The 20,184-nt window shown below is 35.3% G+C and carries 21 protein-coding genes; 2 read left to right on the top strand and 19 right to left on the bottom strand.

Going from position 1 to position 20,184, the window contains the following annotated elements; all coding sequences use genetic code 11:
* Position 1 precedes the first annotated feature (1 nt).
* Both rnjA and ACSYTE_RS03710 read left to right on the top strand, forming a co-directional pair.
* Entirely contained in the window at positions 2-1,684 is a 1,683-nt protein-coding gene (gene rnjA, locus ACSYTE_RS03715) for a ribonuclease J1 (protein WP_491716124.1), read from the top strand.
* Positions 1,685-1,755: 71 nt separating this feature from the next.
* A complete protein-coding gene (locus tag ACSYTE_RS03710) occupies positions 1,756-2,709 on the top strand; it encodes a diacylglycerol/lipid kinase family protein (RefSeq protein ID WP_491716123.1) in 954 nt (317 codons plus the stop codon).
* Between the two features lie 77 nt (positions 2,710-2,786).
* Here ACSYTE_RS03710 and ACSYTE_RS03705 read toward each other — a convergent pair whose 3' ends face one another.
* The 19 genes from ACSYTE_RS03705 to ACSYTE_RS03615 form a co-directional block, all read right to left on the bottom strand.
* On the bottom strand, positions 2,787-3,002 hold the full coding sequence (locus ACSYTE_RS03705; protein ID WP_491716122.1) for a hypothetical protein: 216 nt from the start codon (positions 3,000-3,002) through the stop codon (positions 2,787-2,789).
* A 118-nt stretch (positions 3,003-3,120) separates the two neighbouring features.
* Entirely contained in the window at positions 3,121-3,579 is a 459-nt protein-coding gene (locus ACSYTE_RS03700) for an arginine repressor (RefSeq protein ID WP_491716121.1), read from the bottom strand.
* Positions 3,580-3,591: 12 nt separating this feature from the next.
* A complete protein-coding gene (arcD, locus tag ACSYTE_RS03695) occupies positions 3,592-5,025 on the bottom strand; it encodes an arginine-ornithine antiporter (RefSeq protein WP_491716120.1) in 1,434 nt (477 codons plus the stop codon).
* 157 nt (positions 5,026-5,182) lie between these two features.
* Complete coding sequence (locus ACSYTE_RS03690; RefSeq protein WP_491716119.1) at positions 5,183-6,169, bottom strand: aldo/keto reductase; 987 nt, start codon at positions 6,167-6,169, stop codon at positions 5,183-5,185.
* A gap of 195 nt (positions 6,170-6,364) precedes the next feature.
* Positions 6,365-8,761: an SF1B family DNA helicase RecD2 gene (gene recD2, locus ACSYTE_RS03685; protein WP_491716118.1), complete on the bottom strand. Its 2,397-nt coding sequence runs from the start codon at positions 8,759-8,761 to the stop codon at positions 6,365-6,367.
* 24 nt (positions 8,762-8,785) lie between these two features.
* Positions 8,786-9,508, bottom strand: a complete 723-nt coding sequence (locus ACSYTE_RS03680) for a tetratricopeptide repeat protein (RefSeq protein ID WP_491716117.1) — start codon at positions 9,506-9,508, stop codon at positions 8,786-8,788.
* Between the two features lie 16 nt (positions 9,509-9,524).
* Positions 9,525-10,184 carry a histidine phosphatase family protein gene (locus ACSYTE_RS03675; RefSeq protein WP_491716116.1) on the bottom strand — a complete coding sequence of 220 codons (660 nt, stop codon included), beginning with the start codon at positions 10,182-10,184 and terminating at the stop codon, positions 9,525-9,527.
* A gap of 113 nt (positions 10,185-10,297) precedes the next feature.
* The gene (gene mnmA / locus ACSYTE_RS03670; RefSeq protein ID WP_491716115.1) at positions 10,298-11,425 is read right to left on the bottom strand and encodes a tRNA 2-thiouridine(34) synthase MnmA; all 1,128 of its coding nucleotides are present in this window, start codon (positions 11,423-11,425) and stop codon (positions 10,298-10,300) included.
* Positions 11,426-11,527: 102 nt separating this feature from the next.
* The gene (locus ACSYTE_RS03665) at positions 11,528-11,869 is read right to left on the bottom strand and encodes a hypothetical protein (protein ID WP_491716114.1); all 342 of its coding nucleotides are present in this window, start codon (positions 11,867-11,869) and stop codon (positions 11,528-11,530) included.
* A gap of 12 nt (positions 11,870-11,881) precedes the next feature.
* On the bottom strand, positions 11,882-13,036 hold the full coding sequence (locus tag ACSYTE_RS03660; RefSeq protein WP_491716113.1) for a cysteine desulfurase family protein: 1,155 nt from the start codon (positions 13,034-13,036) through the stop codon (positions 11,882-11,884).
* Between the two features lie 21 nt (positions 13,037-13,057).
* Positions 13,058-13,750 carry a 5'-methylthioadenosine/adenosylhomocysteine nucleosidase gene (locus ACSYTE_RS03655; protein ID WP_491716112.1) on the bottom strand — a complete coding sequence of 231 codons (693 nt, stop codon included), beginning with the start codon at positions 13,748-13,750 and terminating at the stop codon, positions 13,058-13,060.
* Positions 13,751-13,762: 12 nt separating this feature from the next.
* Positions 13,763-14,077, bottom strand: a complete 315-nt coding sequence (locus tag ACSYTE_RS03650; RefSeq protein WP_491716111.1) for a hypothetical protein — start codon at positions 14,075-14,077, stop codon at positions 13,763-13,765.
* Positions 14,078-14,623 carry an NUDIX hydrolase gene (locus tag ACSYTE_RS03645; protein WP_491716110.1) on the bottom strand — a complete coding sequence of 182 codons (546 nt, stop codon included), beginning with the start codon at positions 14,621-14,623 and terminating at the stop codon, positions 14,078-14,080.
* A gap of 60 nt (positions 14,624-14,683) precedes the next feature.
* Positions 14,684-14,893 (bottom strand): cold-shock protein, encoded by a 210-nt coding sequence (locus tag ACSYTE_RS03640; protein WP_491716109.1) that lies wholly within the window; start codon positions 14,891-14,893, stop codon positions 14,684-14,686.
* Between the two features lie 52 nt (positions 14,894-14,945).
* The gene (gene ileS, locus ACSYTE_RS03635) at positions 14,946-17,744 is read right to left on the bottom strand and encodes an isoleucine--tRNA ligase (RefSeq protein ID WP_491716108.1); all 2,799 of its coding nucleotides are present in this window, start codon (positions 17,742-17,744) and stop codon (positions 14,946-14,948) included.
* A 240-nt stretch (positions 17,745-17,984) separates the two neighbouring features.
* A complete protein-coding gene (locus ACSYTE_RS03630) occupies positions 17,985-18,632 on the bottom strand; it encodes a DivIVA domain-containing protein (RefSeq protein ID WP_491716107.1) in 648 nt (215 codons plus the stop codon).
* 15 nt (positions 18,633-18,647) lie between these two features.
* Entirely contained in the window at positions 18,648-19,430 is a 783-nt protein-coding gene (locus ACSYTE_RS03625) for a YlmH family RNA-binding protein (RefSeq protein ID WP_491716106.1), read from the bottom strand.
* Positions 19,427-19,708 (bottom strand): YggT family protein, encoded by a 282-nt coding sequence (locus ACSYTE_RS03620; protein ID WP_491716105.1) that lies wholly within the window; start codon positions 19,706-19,708, stop codon positions 19,427-19,429. The genes ACSYTE_RS03625 and ACSYTE_RS03620 overlap by 4 nt, the downstream gene beginning before the upstream one ends.
* Before the next feature lie 19 nt (positions 19,709-19,727).
* Positions 19,728-20,183 carry a cell division protein SepF gene (locus ACSYTE_RS03615; protein ID WP_491716104.1) on the bottom strand — a complete coding sequence of 152 codons (456 nt, stop codon included), beginning with the start codon at positions 20,181-20,183 and terminating at the stop codon, positions 19,728-19,730.
* Between the last annotated feature and the right edge of the window lies 1 nt (position 20,184).

The raw sequence follows: 20,184 nt of genomic DNA, 5'->3' as shown, positions 1-20,184 counted from the left end.
TATGAAAAAACTAAACGTCAAAAATAACGAAACAGCTATTTATGGCGTTGGTGGTTTAGGTGAAATTGGAAAGAATACCTATGGAGTTCAATTTCAAGACGAAATTATCCTAATAGATGCCGGAATTAAGTTTCCTGAAGATGATTTATTAGGTGTTGATTATGTTATCCCAGATTATAATTACTTAATCGAAAATCGCGATAAAATCAAAGCCTTGGTTATTACCCATGGACACGAAGATCATATTGGTGGGGTTCCATACCTATTAAGAGACCTTAATGTTCCAATTTATGCTGGACCACTAGCGCTAGCTTTAATTAAAAACAAGTTGGAAGAACATGGTTTATTGAGAAGTGCTGAAATGCATCGAATTGATGAAAATTCAGTCCTTAAATTTAGAAAAACTAGTGTTTCATTCTTCAGAACTACCCACTCGATTCCTGATACTTTAGGAATTGCTGTGCATACCCCATCTGGGGTAATCGTTCAAACTGGTGATTATAAATTTGATCTTACGCCAGTTACTAACCAGCCACCTGGTCTTCATGAAATGGCTCGCCTTGGTGAAGAAGGCGTTCTTTGTTTAATGTCAGATAGTACCAATGCCGAACGGCCAGTTTGGACTAAGTCTGAAAAATGGGTCGGTAAGTCCGTTCGTCATATTTTTGATGAAGTTCAAGGGCGGATTATTTTCGCTACTTTTGCTTCTAATATTTCAAGAATTAAGACTGCTTGTGACACAGCATTGGCCCATAATCGTAAAATTGCCGTATTCGGAAGAAGTATGGAAGCTGCCATTGTAAATGGACGTGAACTAGGTTATCTAGATATTCCAGACGATGCATTTGTTGATGCTTCTGACCTTTCTTCCCTCCCTGCCAATAAAACGCTAATCCTATGTACTGGTTCGCAAGGTGAACCAATGGCCGCTCTTTCAAGAATTGCCAATGGTACCCATCGACAAATTTCTATCCAACCAAATGATACCGTTGTATTTTCAAGTAATCCAATTCCTGGAAATACGGTTAGTGTTAATAAGGTAATCAATGAGTTAGAAGAAGCCGGTGCAAAGGTAATTCATGGGAAAGTAAACAACATTCATACTTCAGGTCACGGAGGTCAAGAAGAACAAAAATTAATGCTTCGTTTAATGAAGCCAAAGTTCTTTATGCCTATTCATGGTGAATATAGAATGTTAAAGATCCATACTGAATTAGCTGAACAATGTGGAGTTCCACTTAAAAATAGTTTTATCATGGCTAATGGAGATGTATTAGCTTTAACTAAGGATACTGCTAGAATTGCCGGTCATTTCACTGCTGGAGACGTTTATATTGATGGAAATGGAATTGGTGATATTGGTAACGTCGTTCTTCATGATCGTCAAATTCTTTCTGAAGAAGGATTAGTTGTTGTTGTTGCTACCATTAATTTAAATAAACAAGAAATTCAATCTGGTCCAGACTTGTTATCACGTGGATTTGTTTATATGCGCGAATCTGGTAAGCTTTTAGATGAAGGTCGAAAATTAGTATTTAGAACCATTAGAAGAGCCATGCATAATAAGCACGCTACTGAAGCTACTATTCGAAGTGCGATTATTAATGACTTACAAAGATTTTTATTCAATAAGACCGAACGTCATCCATTAATCTTGCCAATGCTAATTATGAACAAACACTAATCTTTAATGAAAAAGCGAATTCATGATTGAATTCGCTTTTTTAAATAACTTATAAAGGAGTGTAATCCCCATTGCAAGCCAGATACCTGATAATTATCAATCCAACTTCCAATAATGGTAAAAGTATGGATACTTGGCAACTGATTAAGAATCAATTGGATGCCAGTAAAATTAATTATCAATATAGAATAACTGAATATCACAACCATGCAAGGTTGATTACAGAACAATATACTAAGGATTATTATGATAATGATCGCTTATATAACGTTCTATTGGTAATTGGTGGCGATGGGACAATTAATCAAGTTATTAGTGGTCAAAAAAACGCCCTCCTTAAGAATAAACAATTAAAAGAGTTTCCAATTGCACTAATTCCAACTGGTAAAAACAATAACTTTGCATTAGAAATGGGTATTAATAAAAATTGGCAGACTGCCCTACAAAATGTATTAAATGCTTCTACAGTACTGGATATTAATTTAGGTTACTACTTTAACAACTTTAATAAACGGTACCATTATTTTTTAAACAACATGGGAATCGGTTTTGAGTCCAATTTATTAAATAGTAAATCTAATTATCATTGGAAATGGCTTCAAAAACATTTTAAAAAAATTAGACGGTTTTGGCGCATTTTAGTTAATTTATATGCAATTAAGGAATTCCCCATGTATATGTATTTAAATGGCCATAGAGAGCAATTTTCAAAAGTAGTATGGGTATGTATTTATAATGGTCCATATTTTGACAATAATAAAAAAATCATGCCAAATGCAAGTATCAAAAAACCTTCGCTAAATATTTTAATAATGGAAAATAAAAATATATTAATAGTAACCTGGTCGATTTTTTTGATGTTTATGGGAAAACAACCTAAGTTTAAATCCGTTCATTCTTTTGATTGTAAAAGTATTAAAATTAGTATCCCATCAATCGAATATGGCAATATTGACAATGAAGAACTTGGTGGACATTTCTATAATGCTAAATTCGGTGTTACTCAGTTTAAATTAGTTGTGTAAATAAAAATAGTTAGTGATAAGAAAAAATTTCTTATCACTAACTATTTTTTTGATGGGACTTATGTAACAGCCCATTTTTAATCTTCGGAAGCATCCATTGCTTCTAAGATCATCTTTAATGTATTACATTTTTTAGTAAGTGTTTTCATTTTATTGCCATACTCTGGTTCAATGGTAATAGTACTATTCCCCTTGGCTAATATTCTAGAATTAGCTGCCTCACTGATTTTTAAATTCTCTAACTCCTTAGCCGCCTGTCTATATTCTACCAAAAGTTCAAATCTATTACTCACTGTAACCACTCCTAACAATATATATGAATTATAGTTATTTAGTTCGTTATTTAAAATAAAGCGTAAGGGTAATATAACACTAATTCATAAATTTGTTAATAGTTTTGCTTAATTTTTATTAAAGATCAGAGTTTAAATGCTCAATAAACATTTGATTTACCGTTTCAGCATAATCATTACTAGATGAAAAAATTACAATTGTGTCATGCCCTGCTAACGTTCCCGAAATACAGTCAAGACTTAAGTCATCAATAACTGCAGCAAGCGTATTTGCATAGCTAGGCAGGGTATGAATAACGTTAATAAATTGAATCTTTTCAGCAGATGTAACCGCCCCATTAATCATTTCATATAGATGGGTCAATTCATTCGGATTATCGTTCTTATAAACTGTATAACGCCAATTATTACCATCCTGTTGTTTAATAATATTCATTTCCCGAATATCACGAGAGATCGTTGCTTGAGTAGCATCAATTCCAGCTTCCTTTAGCTTATGCATTAATTGTTCTTGTTTAGAAATTGGAAACTGGTTAATAATTCTTTCAATTGCAGATTGACGAACTTCTTTTTTCATTAAAATCACTCCTTAATACGAAAAACTATCATACCCTAAAAATAACCCAAGTAAAGCGTAGACACCGAACAGTAAAATAAACACTGCGATTATTTTTTCATACCATTTAAAAATAACCGTTTGGTGATTATCATATTTTTGTAAGTAGTAAAACACAGGAATGCCAAACATAAATAAAATCGTTGTTAATAATATAAAATGAATTCCAGCTGCATATAAAAGCCAGCAAGTATAAACACTAGCAATTAGTCCAATTACGATATTCTTGTTACGGGCTGCGCTTTGATCGAATTGAATTGAATATTTTAACTGATAGAAAGCAGAAAAAGAATATGGAATCAAAATTGCAGCACTGGCAATCGAATAAAATAAATTATAAGCACTATTAGTGAATAAAAAGGTAAACATAAATAATTGAACAATAGTGTTAGTAACTATTAAAGAATGAACTGGGGCGCCGTTTTCATTCTCATTAATAAAGAACTTAGGAAAAGTTCCTGCCTTAGAAGCCTCATAGGGTAACTGACCAGCAAACATCGTAAAAGATAGCCATGCCCCAGCAACCGAAATGATCAATCCTAAGTTAACGATCATGGCCCCCCATTTACCAACCACCCTTTCTAAAAGTGCTGCCATTGCAGGTTGTCCTAAATGAGATAGGCCTGCCTGCTTCATAACTCCAAATGATAATAATGTAATCAACATATAAATTAAAATCACAATAATTAACCCTAGAATAGTAGCTTTTCCAACATCATTGCGATTCTTAGCCCGCCCAGAAAAAACCACAGCTCCTTCAATACCAATAAATACCCAGACTGTAACTAACATCGTACTTCTCACCTGGGATAAAACATCTCTAAATTCAAAATGACCCGTCTTGGTAAACCAAAAATCAGTAGTAAAAACGTTAAGCTTGAAAGCGATGATCATTACCACAATAAAAAGAAAAATTGGAATTAATTTTGCAATCGTTATCATCACATTTATAAAGGATGCTGATTCAATGCCATGTAAAATCATAAAATGACAGCCCCATAGTACACAAGACGCAACTAGAATTGACCAAATATTTTGACCATTTCCAAAAATTGGTAAAAAATAAGCAATGGCACTCATTAATAAGGTTGCATACCCAACAGTTCCTAATAAGGTAGAAAGCCAATATCCCCAAGCCGAATTAAATCCCATATACTTACCAAATCCAGCTTCTGCATAACTAAAAACTCCGGCATCTAGATCTGCCCGTTTTCTAGTTAAATTCTGAAATGTAAATGCTAAGGATAACATTCCGATGGCGGTAATCGCCCAACCAATAATGACTGCACCAGCACCTGCTCCAGTTGCAATATCATGCATAATGTTAAAAACACCACCACCAATAATTGCACCAATTACTAGTCCTACTAGTTCTAATAGGCTTAATTTACGCCTTATATGAGGCATTATATCATCTCTCCTTAATTATATGTTTAATATTTATACGATTTAATGAATAATAAGACACATTTATCAATTATAACGCAATTTTTTATAAAATGGTGATTTTTTTTATAAAAAAAGAACAGCATTAGCTGTTCTCGTTTTCCAATCAATCAAACTATTATTTAGTAATGCGGTCAATTGCTTCTAATTCATCACTAGTAAATGAAACGTTGTCCAAAGCCTTTAAATTAGATTCCAAATGATTAACTTTTGAAGCCCCAGTAATAACACTAGTAACTGCTGGATTATTCAATAACCATGATAAACTCATTTGAGCTAAGGTCTGGTTTCTATTCTTAGCCAAATCATTTAATGCATTGATTCTTTTTACAGCAGAATCAGTCCCATTATTAACTAAGAATCTGTTCGTACTGTGTAAATATAATGAATCAGGAATCCCGTTCAAATACTTATCAGTAAGTAATCCCTCTGCAAGTGGTCCATAAGCAACTAGTCCCTTATTAGCATTAGTTAAGGCATCAATCGTCCCATCATCTTCAATTTCACGATTAAGCAAATTATATGACATTTGATTGACTACGAATGGCGTATGCAATTCCTTAAAGTACTTCATGATTTCCTGTTCTTCTTTACTATAATAATTAGAAATTCCGATGTATAAAGCTTTGCCTGATCTAACTATTCCGTCAAGTGCTTCCGCAGTTTCTTCTAGACTTGTATTAGGGTCAAAACGGTGACTATAGTAAATATCAACATAGTCTAAGCCCATTCGTTTTAGGCTCCGATCTAATGCTGCAACAAGTGTTTTCTTAGATGAAAATGACCCGTAAACACCAGGCCACATATGATAACCGGCCTTGGTAGTAATAATTAGTTCATCCCGATAAGGCTTCAAGTCAGCACGATACACCTGTCCGAACATTCTTTCTGCAGCTCCAGAACCAGGACCATAATTATTGGCTAAATCAAAGCTAAAAATTCCCCGATCGAAAGCGGCTAAAATAGCTGCTTCACTGTCCTTAAAATTAGCGTCATCACCATAACTATGCCACATTCCAAAAGAAAGTGCAGGCAGCTGAAGACCCGAATTACCAGCTCTCCTTACTTTTTGATTATCATATCGATTATCGCTTGCTTTATACATTAAACTCACTCCTAATCTTATTAAAAACTATAAATAAATAATAAGTTGCTTTATAAATCCAGTCAAGAAATTGAAATCAAAAAAGGCAAACTCATTGGTTTGCCCCTTAATTTTACTTATTAAAATATTAGTTAAATAAAACATTCAGCTAAGAATAAATCGTTTATTAGCATCATTATCGTTTACTTTAATTCCCTATTTATAGGGCGTAATCCCATCCATCCCAATCATTGGATCTATTGAGTTACTTTTAATCAGGTCATCAGTTAAAATTTTAGCTTTTGAACCACTTTGATCTGAATTTTTAGGTTGAGGTTGAGTTTTATTATTACCATTCATCGTCATTCTAATACGTTCAACCAAACTGGTCCTTCTTCGAATTGGATTATCGTGAACACAACGAACGAACGATTCAAAATCCCCAACCATTATCAATAAATTAGCTGCCCGTGTAACCGCAGTATACAATAAATTTCTTTTCAACATCCTTCCATATTGGGGGAAAGCTGGCAATATGACCATTTTAAATTCGCTTCCCTGTGCTTTATGAATGGTCGTACAATAAGCTAATGAGATTTGATCCCAATTCTTTCTTTGATAAGTTACCTCAACATCATCAAAAGCAATTACTAAATTGTCCTTACTACTATTTTTATTAATATCAATTCCTACAATTTTTCCAATGTCACCATTAAAAACATTATTTTCAGAACTATTGACCAATTGCAAAACCTTATCGCCAATTCGATATTTAAAATCTTTATACTTAACTTCTTTTTGATCTGCACTAGTTTTAGGGTTCAAAATTTCTTGAATAACAGTATTTAAATTGTCAACTCCAATCATTCCCCTGTACATTGGTGCTAATACTTGTATATCAGTAGCGGTAAATCCTCTTTCATGTGCCTTACTGACGACAAATGAAATCGCTGATTCCGCTTGCTGAGAATTACATGAAATAAAAGAACGATCAGACTGTTTATCCTTAAAGTTAGATGGTAACTGACCATTTTTAATATTGTGTGCTAAATCGATAATTGTTGAATCATTATTTTGGCGATAAATAGTATTTAATTCTAGACTTGGAATGACTCCTGATTCTAATAAATCACTAAAAATTTGACCAGGGCCAACTGATGGTAATTGATCCTTATCACCAACTAGAATTACCTTCATATTATTAGGGATTGCACAGATTAGCCTTCTAAACAGATAAGTATCTACCATTGACATCTCATCAACAATTAAAATATCACCATGAATATTATATCCATCAAAATCTTTGTCTTCATTATCGTCATCAATATTCAATCCCAATAGTTTGTGAATTGTGCTAGCTTCCACACCAGTCGTTTCTCGCATTCTCCTAGCTGCCCTACCAGTAGGTGCAGCTAACACAAATGGATAATTACTACTATAATCACGAATTGATAGTGATAAATCATGAATCTTTGCATATAAAGTGATTAACCCCTTAATAATTGTAGTTTTACCAGTTCCTGGTCCACCGGTTAACAAAAATACTTGAGATTGCATTGCTTTTTTCAAAGCATTAACTTGGGATTGATCATAATTGATTTGATTATCAAACTCAATTTCCTTAATCATCTTATTGATATAATTCTCATCTTTTGTTTTAGAATCATCATTATCCATAATTCTTTTTAAATTTTCAGCAATTTGCCATTCAGCATCGTAAATACTCTTTAAATAAATTCGCCCATTCTCACCAACAATTTTATTATCATTGGCTAGCTCCATCATTTGAGCACTAACATCGTCGACATTAACTGAACCATTTCGACTATCATTTAACAGTGACATCGAATTAACAACTACGGTTTGAACGTCAGTATAAGTGCACCCTTGACTAATTAATAACTCATCTAAAACGTTCATTATCCCAGCGCGAATCCTACCACCGTTACTATCATCCACACCAACTTTTTTAGCAAGTTGATCAGCCTTATAAAAACTAATCCCCTTGATATCCTCAACTAACTGGTATGGGTTTTTCCGAATTACTGAAAGGGTACTTTCCCCATATTCATCATAAATTTTAGTGCAAAGTCTCGTTCCAAATCCATAGTTACTTAACTCAATAATAATTTGTTCAAATCCATTATTATTTTGCACCCCCTCAACGATTGAATCACGTTGCTCTTGGGTTAAATCAACAGAATTTAGTACCTTTGGATCATGGATAATATCTTTAATTAGATTCGTTCCTAACGATTCAACAACCCTTTCAGCAGTTTTTTCACCAATTCCAGGAAATTCATCACTTGATAAATATGCAATTAGTCCCCGATTTGTATTAATCGTCTGCATTTCATACTTATTCACTTTAAATTCTTTCCCATACTTAGGGTGATTTATTAATTTTCCCTCAAAACGATAATCCGTTCCTTTTTCCATTTCACCAAAAGTACCCAGGACAACAATATTATCACTATCCCAATTAAAGTTATTTTTTTGAATATTAACTGATATTAACTTAAAATGATTTTCTGAATCTTCAAAGATAATTGCCCTAATCGTTCCAACGATAAAAAAGGGTTCATTAATTTGAGGAGCGTTCGTTTGATCCAAAATAAATTCCTCCATAACAGATTATTATTTATGCTTCTTTTTTTGAACTTGAATAAATTTTTCAATATCACTTAACCGACTTTGACCCTTATCAAAATAGGTTTTATCATATTGCTCAGCTTTAGCAAAGTAATCGTCAAACGGTTCACCAAGCACCATGGATACGAGCCCACGATCAAAATTAGCCTTTCCATCATTCGGATCATTTTTTAAAATGACATCAAAGAACTGTGCAGATTCAGCAAAATTCCCCAGTGCCAATAAGCTATCTCCTAAAATCCGATTAACGGATGGATCCTGGCGACGCATCCCTTGTGCTGTCAATGCAAATACAACTGCCCGCTTATAATTTTTTTTAGACATATAACTTTGCGCTACCATAAGATACGAATCAAATTGCAATTTTTGGTCATCAATTTGATTAAATTGTTGAATTGCCTTGTCATACTCTCCAGCAGCATAATAAACGTTTCCTAATCCGTACATTAGGGTATTTTTGGCTTTTTTACTTCGATCAGCGAACAACCCCATCGCCTTCATCAATAATTCTTCTGCTTGATTATAATTACGTAGTTGAACTAAAAAGGTCCCTAAATCATAATAAGTTCTGTAATCATGCGGATGATCATCAATATCTTGAACTAATTTATGCAGTGTTGCATCCGCTGCCTTTTGTTTAGCTTCTCGTTGCTTGGCGACCGCCTCTTGGTGTTCTTGATTTTGATTCAAATCATTATTTTCAGTCATTATTATCACTTCCTGATTAAATTGTATCGGTTGAATCTAACTTTCTAGATAAGTATTCTGTATCGTTCCACTTAATCAATTTAAATGTTTTTCCATTGTCATTGGTCTCCAAAATCGTGGTACTAGTATTTGATAATCCCCCGCGCTTACGTAAGTCTGCTAACTTTTCGCCTAACAATGAATTAATCAGTGCATTCAAGGCTGCTCCATGACTCACTACCATTATATTTTGGTTATCTAACGGATAATCATTAACAATCAACTTAATGGCGGGTAGCATCCGTGCTACTACCTCTTGAAAGGTTTCACCACCAATTTCACTATTATCGTACTTTTCTGGATGTTCTCTAAAGTTATTAAATTGTTCTGGAAACTCTTTTTTTACATCGTCAAACTTTTGGCCTTCCATTTTGCCTAAGTGAAATTCTTCTAATCGATTCCACAAACTAATTTTTGGCACAAAGTCAAGTTGATTTCTAATCCGCTCAGCTGTGTATCTAGCGCGCTTGATTGGGCTTGCAAAAACGTGCTCAAATTTAATCGATTTAAAAAAGGCCGCTAATTGATCCATTTCTTGATAACTAGATTTTAAAAGTGGCGAATCTCCACCAGCCCCCTGGTAACGACTTTCTAAGTTCCATTCAGTTTTTCCGTGGCGAATAAAATAAATTTTCATTTTTTTACCCCATAATTTCTAATAAATTAATATCTCATATTCATTATAAACTGAATTTAGATAAAATAAAAACACCATACGTTTGCAAGGTGTTTTTATTTTCAGATTAAAATTTAAATATACTGAAGAACTTCTTCATTTTGATATGCTGCATCAATAATGGCGGAACCTAAGCACTCCTTACCATCATATAACACAACTGCTTGACCAGGGGTAACAGCACGTGCTGGATCATCAAAAATGACCCGAATCCGTTTTTGATCAGCGCTAACTTTCACGGTAACGCCACAATCTTTTTGGCGATATCTGAATTTAGCGGTACAGTGAAACTCACTTCCCCGCTCTGAGATATCATTGACCCAAAAGGCATCGGAAGCATCTAGATAATCAGCATAAAGATGCTCATTTTCATACCCCTTACCAACGTATAAGATGTTCTTAGAGAGGTCTTTCCCTACTACGAACCATGGACGATTATCTTTACCATCGCCACCAATTCCAAGGCCCCGACGTTGGCCAATCGTATAGTACATTAAACCGTCATGGTGGCCCTTTTCTTGACCATCAAAGGTCATCATCTTACCAGGAGTAGCGGGAAGGTATTGACCCAAAAAATTCTTGAAGTTCTTTTCACCGATGAAACAAATCCCAACTGAATCCTTCTTATCAGCAACAGCTAAGTTTGCTTCACGCGCAATTTTACGAACTTGTGGCTTGATCATCCCGCCCAATGGGAACATGACCCGATCTAATTGATCAGCAGAAAGTTGACTTAAAAAGTAAGTCTGATCTTTGTTGGAATCGGTTGCCCGCAACAAATGATTATGGCCATCTTCATCACGATATAATTGAGCATAATGGCCAGTTGCAATGTAATCAGCACCTAATTCTAGGGCATAGTCCAAAAACGCCTTGAATTTAATTTCCTTATTACAAATTACATCGGGATCTGGAGTTCGGCCTTTCTTATACTCGTCTAAAAAGTAAGTAAAGACCCGATCCCAATATTCTTTTTCAAAGTTAACTGAGTAGTAGGGAATCCCAATTTGAGAGGCCACTTTAGCAACATCTTTGTAGTCTTCAGTTGCGGTACAGACACCATTTTCATCGGTGTCATCCCAATTCTTCATGAAAACTCCTACCACATCGTATCCTTGTTGTTTTAGAACGTAAGCAGTCACGGAAGAATCCACGCCACCACTCATTCCAACAACAACCCGAATTTTACTATTATCGGTCATTTGTTTATCACCATCATTTCTTTAGATTTCTGAGAATCCACGATTTGAAGGTCGCAATTTCCAGTATTTAATATCTTACTAACTAAAAGAAAGAAATGCAAATTAATTGGCTAATGTAAGCACCTTTCTTAAAATTAAGTTTTGAATTTGATAATTTAGCTGTTCAACATCATCAGGATGCTTGTCGTCCTTAAAAAGGTCTACCTTGCGTAATCCCTTGGCATCGGTAACAGCTAATTTCAACTGTTTTAAATCCTTACTAATTGATACTTTTAAATTAAATCCAATGTTGGGGTTCACACCACTTAGTAACTGTTTTAAAACAAAACTGCCATTATTTAATTTTTTAAAGCCCAAGTCTAGCAACGTAAATTGCTTAATTTCAGGACTGACTTTAAAATTACGGTCATCCCCAGTGAATTGATCAACATCTGAAAAAGCCATTGAGCATCCCCCCTATTTATCTTTTTTTAATCGATGGATAATTTTAGTAGTTTCACTAATGAATGCATTAATATCTTCCTCAGTTGTGTAATTGCCAAAGCTGACCCGAATTGATTCACCAATCCGTGGACTTTGTTTCCCGAACATCGCAACTAAAACATGGGAAGGTTCAATACTACCTGCCGTACATGCGGAACCACCTGAAACTGCAATGCCAGCCAGATCAAGATTCGTTTGTAAAACGTAAGTTGAAATTCCCTTGAACCAGAGATTCAACACGTGATTTAGGTTTGCATGCGATACCTGGCCATTTACTTCAAAATCAATTCCGTTATCGGTCAACCCGTTAATGATCATTTCCTTGAAGTGGTAATACTTTGCTTGTCGACGCTTCTTTTCAACTGGGTCCACCAAAGCAACTGCAGTTGCAAAGCCAGAAATTCCAGGAACATTTTCAGTTCCAGCACGACGCTTCATTTCTTGATCACCACCCTTAATAAAACTAGGGAAACTGATCTGACTTTGCCGATATAAAAAGCCCATCATCTTCGGACCGTTAATTTTATGCGCTGAAGTTGACATCATATCAATATGGTCAGCCTTAACATCAATATCAACTAACCCGTATGCTTGAACGGCATCAGTATGAAACCAAGCTTGATGATCCTTTAGCAATTCACCAATTTCATGAATTGGCATCCGACTTCCGACTTCATTATTACCACTCATGATTGTAACCAAAATGGTTTCATCATCTAAAGCATCTTTTAAATCTTGAATTGAAATATTACCATTTTCATCAACGGGAAGATAAGTTACCCTAAACCCCTTTGTTTCTAGATACTGTAATGGTTTTAATACTGCTTCGTGTTCGATCGCAGTTGTAATAATGTGTTTGCCCAGTGCCTGTCTAGCTTCAGCGGTTTGGATAATAGCGGTGTTATCACTTTCAGAGCCACCACTAGTAAACACAATTTCATTATCATTAGCATTAATACTTTTGGCGATTACATGCCGACTATCCTCTAAAATACTATGGGATTGCCGCCCTAAACCATAAAGCGTTGAGGCGTTCCCAAAAACATTTTTAAATTTATCGTTCATGTCGGCTAAAACTTCATCAGCAATTGGGGTTGTTGCTGCATTATCTAAATAAATTTCGTTCAAATTTAGCCACCTATCCCTTTATTAATTTTGGTTCTGTAAAAAGTTCAACATCATCTTAGCAGATCGTTTACCAGCTTCAACCACAAATTCATTAAAACTCATATCAGCATTTTCATCACCAACATCGGACATTGCTCTAATCACAACATATGGAATGTGGAATTGATTGGCAACTTGACCAACTGCGGCTCCTTCCATTTCACTGGAAAGCGCATCTGGAAAGTGACTTAAAATATTATCAATTTGCTTTTGGCTAGCGATAAACTGATCGCCAGAAACAATTAAACCGGTTTTGGCTTCTAGCCCAACTGATTCAGCTGCAGCCATTACCTTGTCAACAAACGATTGATCAGCTTTGAAACGCGCTGGTTGGTCTGGGACTTGACCATAATCATAGCCGGCAGCTGTTGCATCGGCATCGTGATAAGCAGTTTCAGTTGAAACTACAACGTCACCCACCGATAATCCCTTACCAATTCCAGCAGCAGAACCAGTGTTAATAATAATGTCAACATCAAATTCAGTCACTAATAATACAGATGTAATTCCAGCTTCAACTTTACCAATTCCTGATTTTACTAATACTACCGATTCACCGTTAATTGTCCCAGCAAAAAAGTCAATTCCCTTGATGTTCTTTTTCGTTTCATTTTCCAAATTATCATGAAGACTCTTAATTTCTTCGTCCATTGCACATAAAATTCCGTATTTCATCAAAAACACTCCTTAATTTACAAAAAATAGCACTAATAATACGGCGATTATCCCTAACGCAAATAATAAAATGAACGTATCCAAACGATGAGCTAACTTTTTAGAACGTTGCTCAGCGATATTGCGCTTCATTTCTTTATCTTCCCAAATTTGATTTTCACGTTTCTTTTGACGACTAAACGTTTGATCATCAAATTCATCATCAGTAGTTACACCAATTTCAGTATCATTATTCTCACGATTACGGAGTTTGCGATACTGTTCTCTGGTTAGATATTTTGAATCATCATCAGAATCAAAATGGTTATTCTCGCTAATTAAAACCACCTACTTACTTAGTAATTCCCAATAGAGGATTGCCATTGAAGTCTTAGCATCCTTTATTTTACCACTATTCAATAGTGCTTTTGCCTCTGGTAGTGAATACTCTTTAATTCCCAAGTATTCACCCTTATCCCGTGGCAACTCGTCTTTAACTGGTTGTAAATCCGTTGCTAAATAGAGGTCCATATATTCATCCGAAAAACCGACCGAGGTATAAAAACCAGTCAAATGTTTTAGAGTCTTAGCATGATAACGAACCTCTTCATTCAACTCCCTTATCATCGCTTCCTCAGAAGAACCAGTATCTCTAGAATCGACCTTACCTGCGGGAATTTCCAATGTTACTTCCTGAACTGGTGCCCGCCATTGAGTTTCCATCAACATTTTATTATCCGCTGTGATTACAAGAGCAGCTACCGCTTTAGAATGATAAACAATATCACGACTAGCCTCTTGACCATTAGGTAATAAAACCGTTTGTTTTTCAACGTCGATAATCGAACCATGATACTTAGGCTCTTTTTTGATTACCTTTTCCTCTAAATTCATTAATATCACCTATTTTCATTAACTATTATAATTTTAGCGATAATTAATTCACTTTGCAATTTAATTAGTTTCAATTGGTTGCACCTTCGCTGCTTGAGGACCTTTTTGACCGTTCACAACTACGTATTGCACCTGTTCACCAGGCGTAAGCGTCTTAAAGCCATCCCCCACAATTGCGGAAAAATGAACAAATAACTTATTTTTATCGGCTTCTCTAATGTACCCAAACCCCTTATTTTTATCGTATTCTAAAACAGTTCCAAGTAACATTTCATCATTTCCTTTCTAATTAAAAAAGCTGGGAAAACTCCCAGCTTTTTGATTATTCAGTGAAACCTTCAGTAGCAGTTTCAGGGAATTCTTGTTTAACAATTGCGGCACAACGTTGACAGAATTCAGGATAGTCAGGATCAGCCCCAACATCTTGAGTAACTAAACGACAACGTTCACAAACCTTACCTTCAGCCTTTTCAACGGTAATCGCAACATCATCACCGTACTTATCAGCATCAGCAGGAGCTTCTTGGTAATCCTTAACATCAAGTTGAGAAACCAATAGCACTTGTTTAACATTGGTATTTAAGTCTTGTAATAATTGTTGATCTTTTTCACTAAGGTAAAGGGTTAACTTAGCTTCTGAAGCCTTCCCAATTAGTTTTTGATCACGAACTTCTTCAAGCGACTTCAAAACGTTCTCACGAACATTCATGAATTGATTCCAATTAGTAAGTAATGCATCTTCGTTCGCAAATTTTTCTGGAACTGGCATTTCTGATAATTGTGCAAATTCTTCTGGTTCCTTCAAGAATTGCCAAACTTCTTCAGTTGTGTGTGGCATTACAGGGGTTAATAACTTCGTTAATGCAACTACTGCATTGTACACAACGGTTTGCATTGAGCGTCTAGAAGCACTGTCCTTAGCATCAATATATAAAATATCCTTGGCAATATCCAAGTAGAAAGCTGATAGATCAGCATTCACGAACTTTAATACGGTCTTGTAAATGCTCAAGAAATCATAGCTGTCATAGTAACCCTTCACTTCAGCAATAAAGTGGTTCAATTTTACTGACATAAATTGATCTAAAGCACTCATTTTTTCAAATGGCACCGCATTTGTCTTTGGATCATAGTCACTAGTATTAGCAAGCATGTATCTAATCGTATTTCTGATCTTCTTGTAACTGTCAGACACCTTAACAAAGTTTGCCATTGAAACCCGTACATCAGCAGAAGTATCAACTGAAGTAACCCAGGTTCTAACGATATCTGCCCCCATCTTCTCGATCACTTCTGAAGGTGCAATAGTGTTTCCAAGGGACTTACTCATCTTGTGACCTTCACCATCAAGTGTAAATCCTTGTGAGACCAATTGTTTGTATGGCGCATGCCCAGAAACAGCAACACTAGTGATTAAACTAGAGTTGAACCAACCACGGTATTGGTCAGACCCTTCCAAGTACATATCAGATGGATAAGTAAGGTATGAACGTTCTGCAAGCACCCCTTGGTGAGATGAACCAGAATCGAACCAAACATCCATGATGTCATTTTCCTTAGTAAACTTACCATTTGGTGAGTGTTCATTAGTGTAGCCTTCAGGTAATAGATCCTTAGCTTCACGTTCAAACCAAACATCTGAACCGTACTTGCCAAATAGATCGGCAACATGGTCAACAGTTTCTTTTTCAATGATTGGGGTTCCATCTTCACCGTAGAAGATTGGAAGTGGAACTCCCCAAACCCGTTGTCTGGAAATTACCCAATCACCACGGTTAGCAATCATATTGTGAAGCCGCTTTTGACCCCAGTCAGGCTTAAATTTAACTTCATCAATCGCTGCTAAAATCTTGTCCTTAATTTTATCAACGGAAGCAAACCATTGGGTCGTTGCTCGATAAATGATTGGTTTTTTAGTCCGCCAATCAAATGGGTAACTATGTTCAATTGGCATGTACTTAAGCATTAAGTTTAATTCTTTTAACTTATCTAATGAAATTTGGTTCGCATCTTCGTAGAAGACCCCTTCGAAGTCCTTACCAGCTTCCTTAGTTAAGTATCCCTTTGAATCAACATCAACGAAGACGTCTAAGCCATACTTCTTACCAACTTGGTAGTCATCGTCCCCAAATCCAGGAGCGGTATGCACTAACCCAGTCCCTGCATCTAAAGTAACAAAATCACCCAACATCGTTAATAAATGACGACTAGGATCAAATGGATGTTCTGCTTCAACATATTCCAAATCCTTACCCTTAAGGGTTTTCACTACTTCATAATTGTCCCAGCCGAACAATTCAGCATCCTTGCTTAATAGGTCAGTAGCAACAACAAACTTCCGATCGTCACCCTCTGGTTTAACAACTGAGTAATCAAAATCAGCTGAAACCGTGATTCCCATTGAAGCTGGAATGGTCCAAGGAGTAGTGGTCCAAACAGCTAAATAAGTATTATCATCTAAGACGCCCTTACCATCAACCACTTTTTCACCATAAAATGCGGATGGGGAAGTAACGTCATGATATTCAACTTCGGCTTCTGCCAATGCTGATTCAGATGACCATGACCAAATAACAGGCTTCAAACCGCGGTAAATTAAACCACTTTCTGCCATCTTACCAAAAACTCTAATTTCAGCAGCTTCAAATTCTGGCGCTAAAGTTAGGTATGGGTTATCCCATTCTCCACCAACCCCAAGACGCTTAAATTCAGCTTTTTGACGGTCAACTTGCTTTAAGGCATAGTCATGACACAATTTTCTGAAATCATTGGTACTCATTTTTTTACGATCATAACCAGCTTGAGTAAGCTTTTGTTCAATTGGAAGACCGTGAGTATCCCAACCAGGAACGTATGGTGATCTAAAGCCATTCATGGATTTGTAACGAACGATAAAGTCCTTTGAAATCTTGTTCATTGCGTGTCCCATGTGAATATCACCATTAGCATATGGAGGTCCATCATGAAGTACAAAAGAAGGCTTGCCTTCATTTAACTTTTGGCGTTGTTCATAAACTTTATTTTCTGCCCATACATTTTGGCGTTCAACTTCTTTTACTGGTAAGTTTCCACGCATTTTAAATTTGGTCTTACCTAAATTCAATGTATCCTTTACTCGCATTCCAATCCACTCCTTTTGAATTTATATACAAAAAAAGACCTCATCCAAGGGACGAAATCTTCCGTGGTACCACCCAATTTTAGAATATATAAATTCTCTTATTTGATAATTGAATTGACTATGTATAATAGCCAGGGTTGATGGAAAATAATAAAATGATCCTGTCGAACTCTCACCATTCTCCGACTCGCTTAAGGAACTTTACACTTTCGCTACCCCATTCAATAATTATTATTAAATTTATCTTGAAGATCCATCTGGATAGTAGACAACGGTTGGATCACCAAACTGACTTGGTCCACTAACCATATTTGAATCTTGATTTGATTCTACACTCTTAGATTGTGAGTTGTCAAGATTATGCAATAAATCATTAATAGATTTATCTTGACCAGTATTTAAAACGTCATCCCAATTACTGCTTTGGATAAAGTCTAGCTGACCCTGTAGTAAATGTAAGATTTTTTCTCTAAATGATTTAGTAGATTGCTTTAATGTACTAATTTCCGAATTTAAAGAATTTGCCTGTTGGGTAGCTTCATAAATGATTTGATTAGCACGTTGATTAGCGTCGTTAATAATATTATTAGCTTGTTGATTAGCATTATTAACGACCACCTGTGCTTCACCATTAGCACTATTTTTAACTTGATCAGCGGCTTGTTGCGCAACTAAAATTGATTGATTAAGCGAATTTTGCAAATCATTAAAGTGTTTTAGCTTGGCTTGAGTATCATTTAAAGCAGCCCTTAAATCATCATTTTGCTTAATTGTAATTTGATAGTCCTTGATAATTTGATCCAAAAAGTCATTAACTTGATCAATATTATACCCGCGCATTTTAACTGAAAATTCTTTGTTATGAATATCCTGTGGACTTAATACCATGTTCATTCCCCCAGATCATTTTTTTAGTATCGATAAACTAATCCGCAACTTATTACGGCGACTAACACCCGTTATTTGCGTAACTTTAAGCCGTCCATATCCACGAACTGATAAAACATCATTAATTTCAAGTTCATAATCAGGGCGATTAAATTCACCCCAATTTAAATGTATTTTACCATGTGTAACCAACTCTTTGGCAATGTTTCTCGAAATATTAAATCCTTTTGAAATAATATTATCAATTCTAAGTGATGATGCCGTTGTATTGATTGTTTTCCATTCATTTAATGGTTCAATCATTTTATTAATGGGTAACGGCTTCAAATGGACTTTAATCTTGCCAATTCGATCAATTTGATTTCTTAGGTACGTTTCCATCTCAACCTCAGTTACGAACTGCCAGCGAGTCCCATCAAATAGAATATCACCAATCACGTTTCTTTCAATTCCGGAACCAATTAAAGTGCCTAAAATTTGACTATGGTGTAAATTAGCAAATTTAACTGGATAATTAATTTCAAAAAGACACAGTCTAAAATCATCAGTTGTTGGTTCAAAATAACTAGGATAAACTAAAGCCCGTTTCATTTCAGAATTATGTAATCCCCCGAAACAAGAAAGACTAACATCTTCATGACTATTAACAATTATCGTTAATAAATAAACTTGTCTGGGGTTCAAAAAACTAGTTAAAATTGGACGATATTCATTAATTGACTGGTTAACCAAGTCATCCATTAACTCCAAAAAAGGAATTTCATCTTTTCTAAAATGTTGTTCTATATTTGCATTCATAATAAACTTAATACCAGGAATTCAATTCTTCCTAAAACACTCTGCAGTAATTGGAGCAAGATTAAAGCAATTAATGGCGATATATCCACCATTCCAATTCTTGCAAAACTAAATAACCGTAAAAATGGATTTACAAATCGACCGATAAATTGACCAAACGTTGAAAACGAAGCGTTTGGTAACCATGTTAATAAACAGCTAACTGCAATCATTAACATGTAAATAGATATCAATCCATTTAAAATAAAAAAGATCAGGTCAATAGTGGTAACTAGCATATTTTGTTAGTCCAGCTCCTTATCTAAAGCGATCACCTAAACCCTTCTTCTCATCTCCATCAATTTCAAATTTGTGAGGAGTGAAAAGAAAAACCCGACTGCCAATTCGTTCAACATTGCCATCTAGAGTAAAAACAGTCCCGCTTAAAAAATCAATGATCCGTGTCACAGAATTACTATCTGTATGAGAAAAGTTAACAATTGCGGCATTATTATCAATTAAACTACCGGCAATTTTTTTAGCATCTGAATAAATGCGTGGTTCAAAAATTGAAATTTTACTATTTGGGGTTTGCTTTTGTTGAATTGAAACGATTTTCTTATCATTTTGCGAAAAGGAAGGATTTGGTTTTGGCTTCTCATGGTGAATTTGAGGTGTTGATTGATTAACATTATCCTTTTTAGGCCGTTGCAATTCATCCTCATCATCATCGTCAAGGCCAAAAAACTTACTAAATTTAAATTTATCAGACAAA

Source organism: Nicoliella sp. ESL1120, assembly GCF_058508515.1.
The sequence above is the reverse complement of the archived record's forward strand: the minus strand, read 5'-3'. Positions and strand labels throughout refer to the sequence as shown.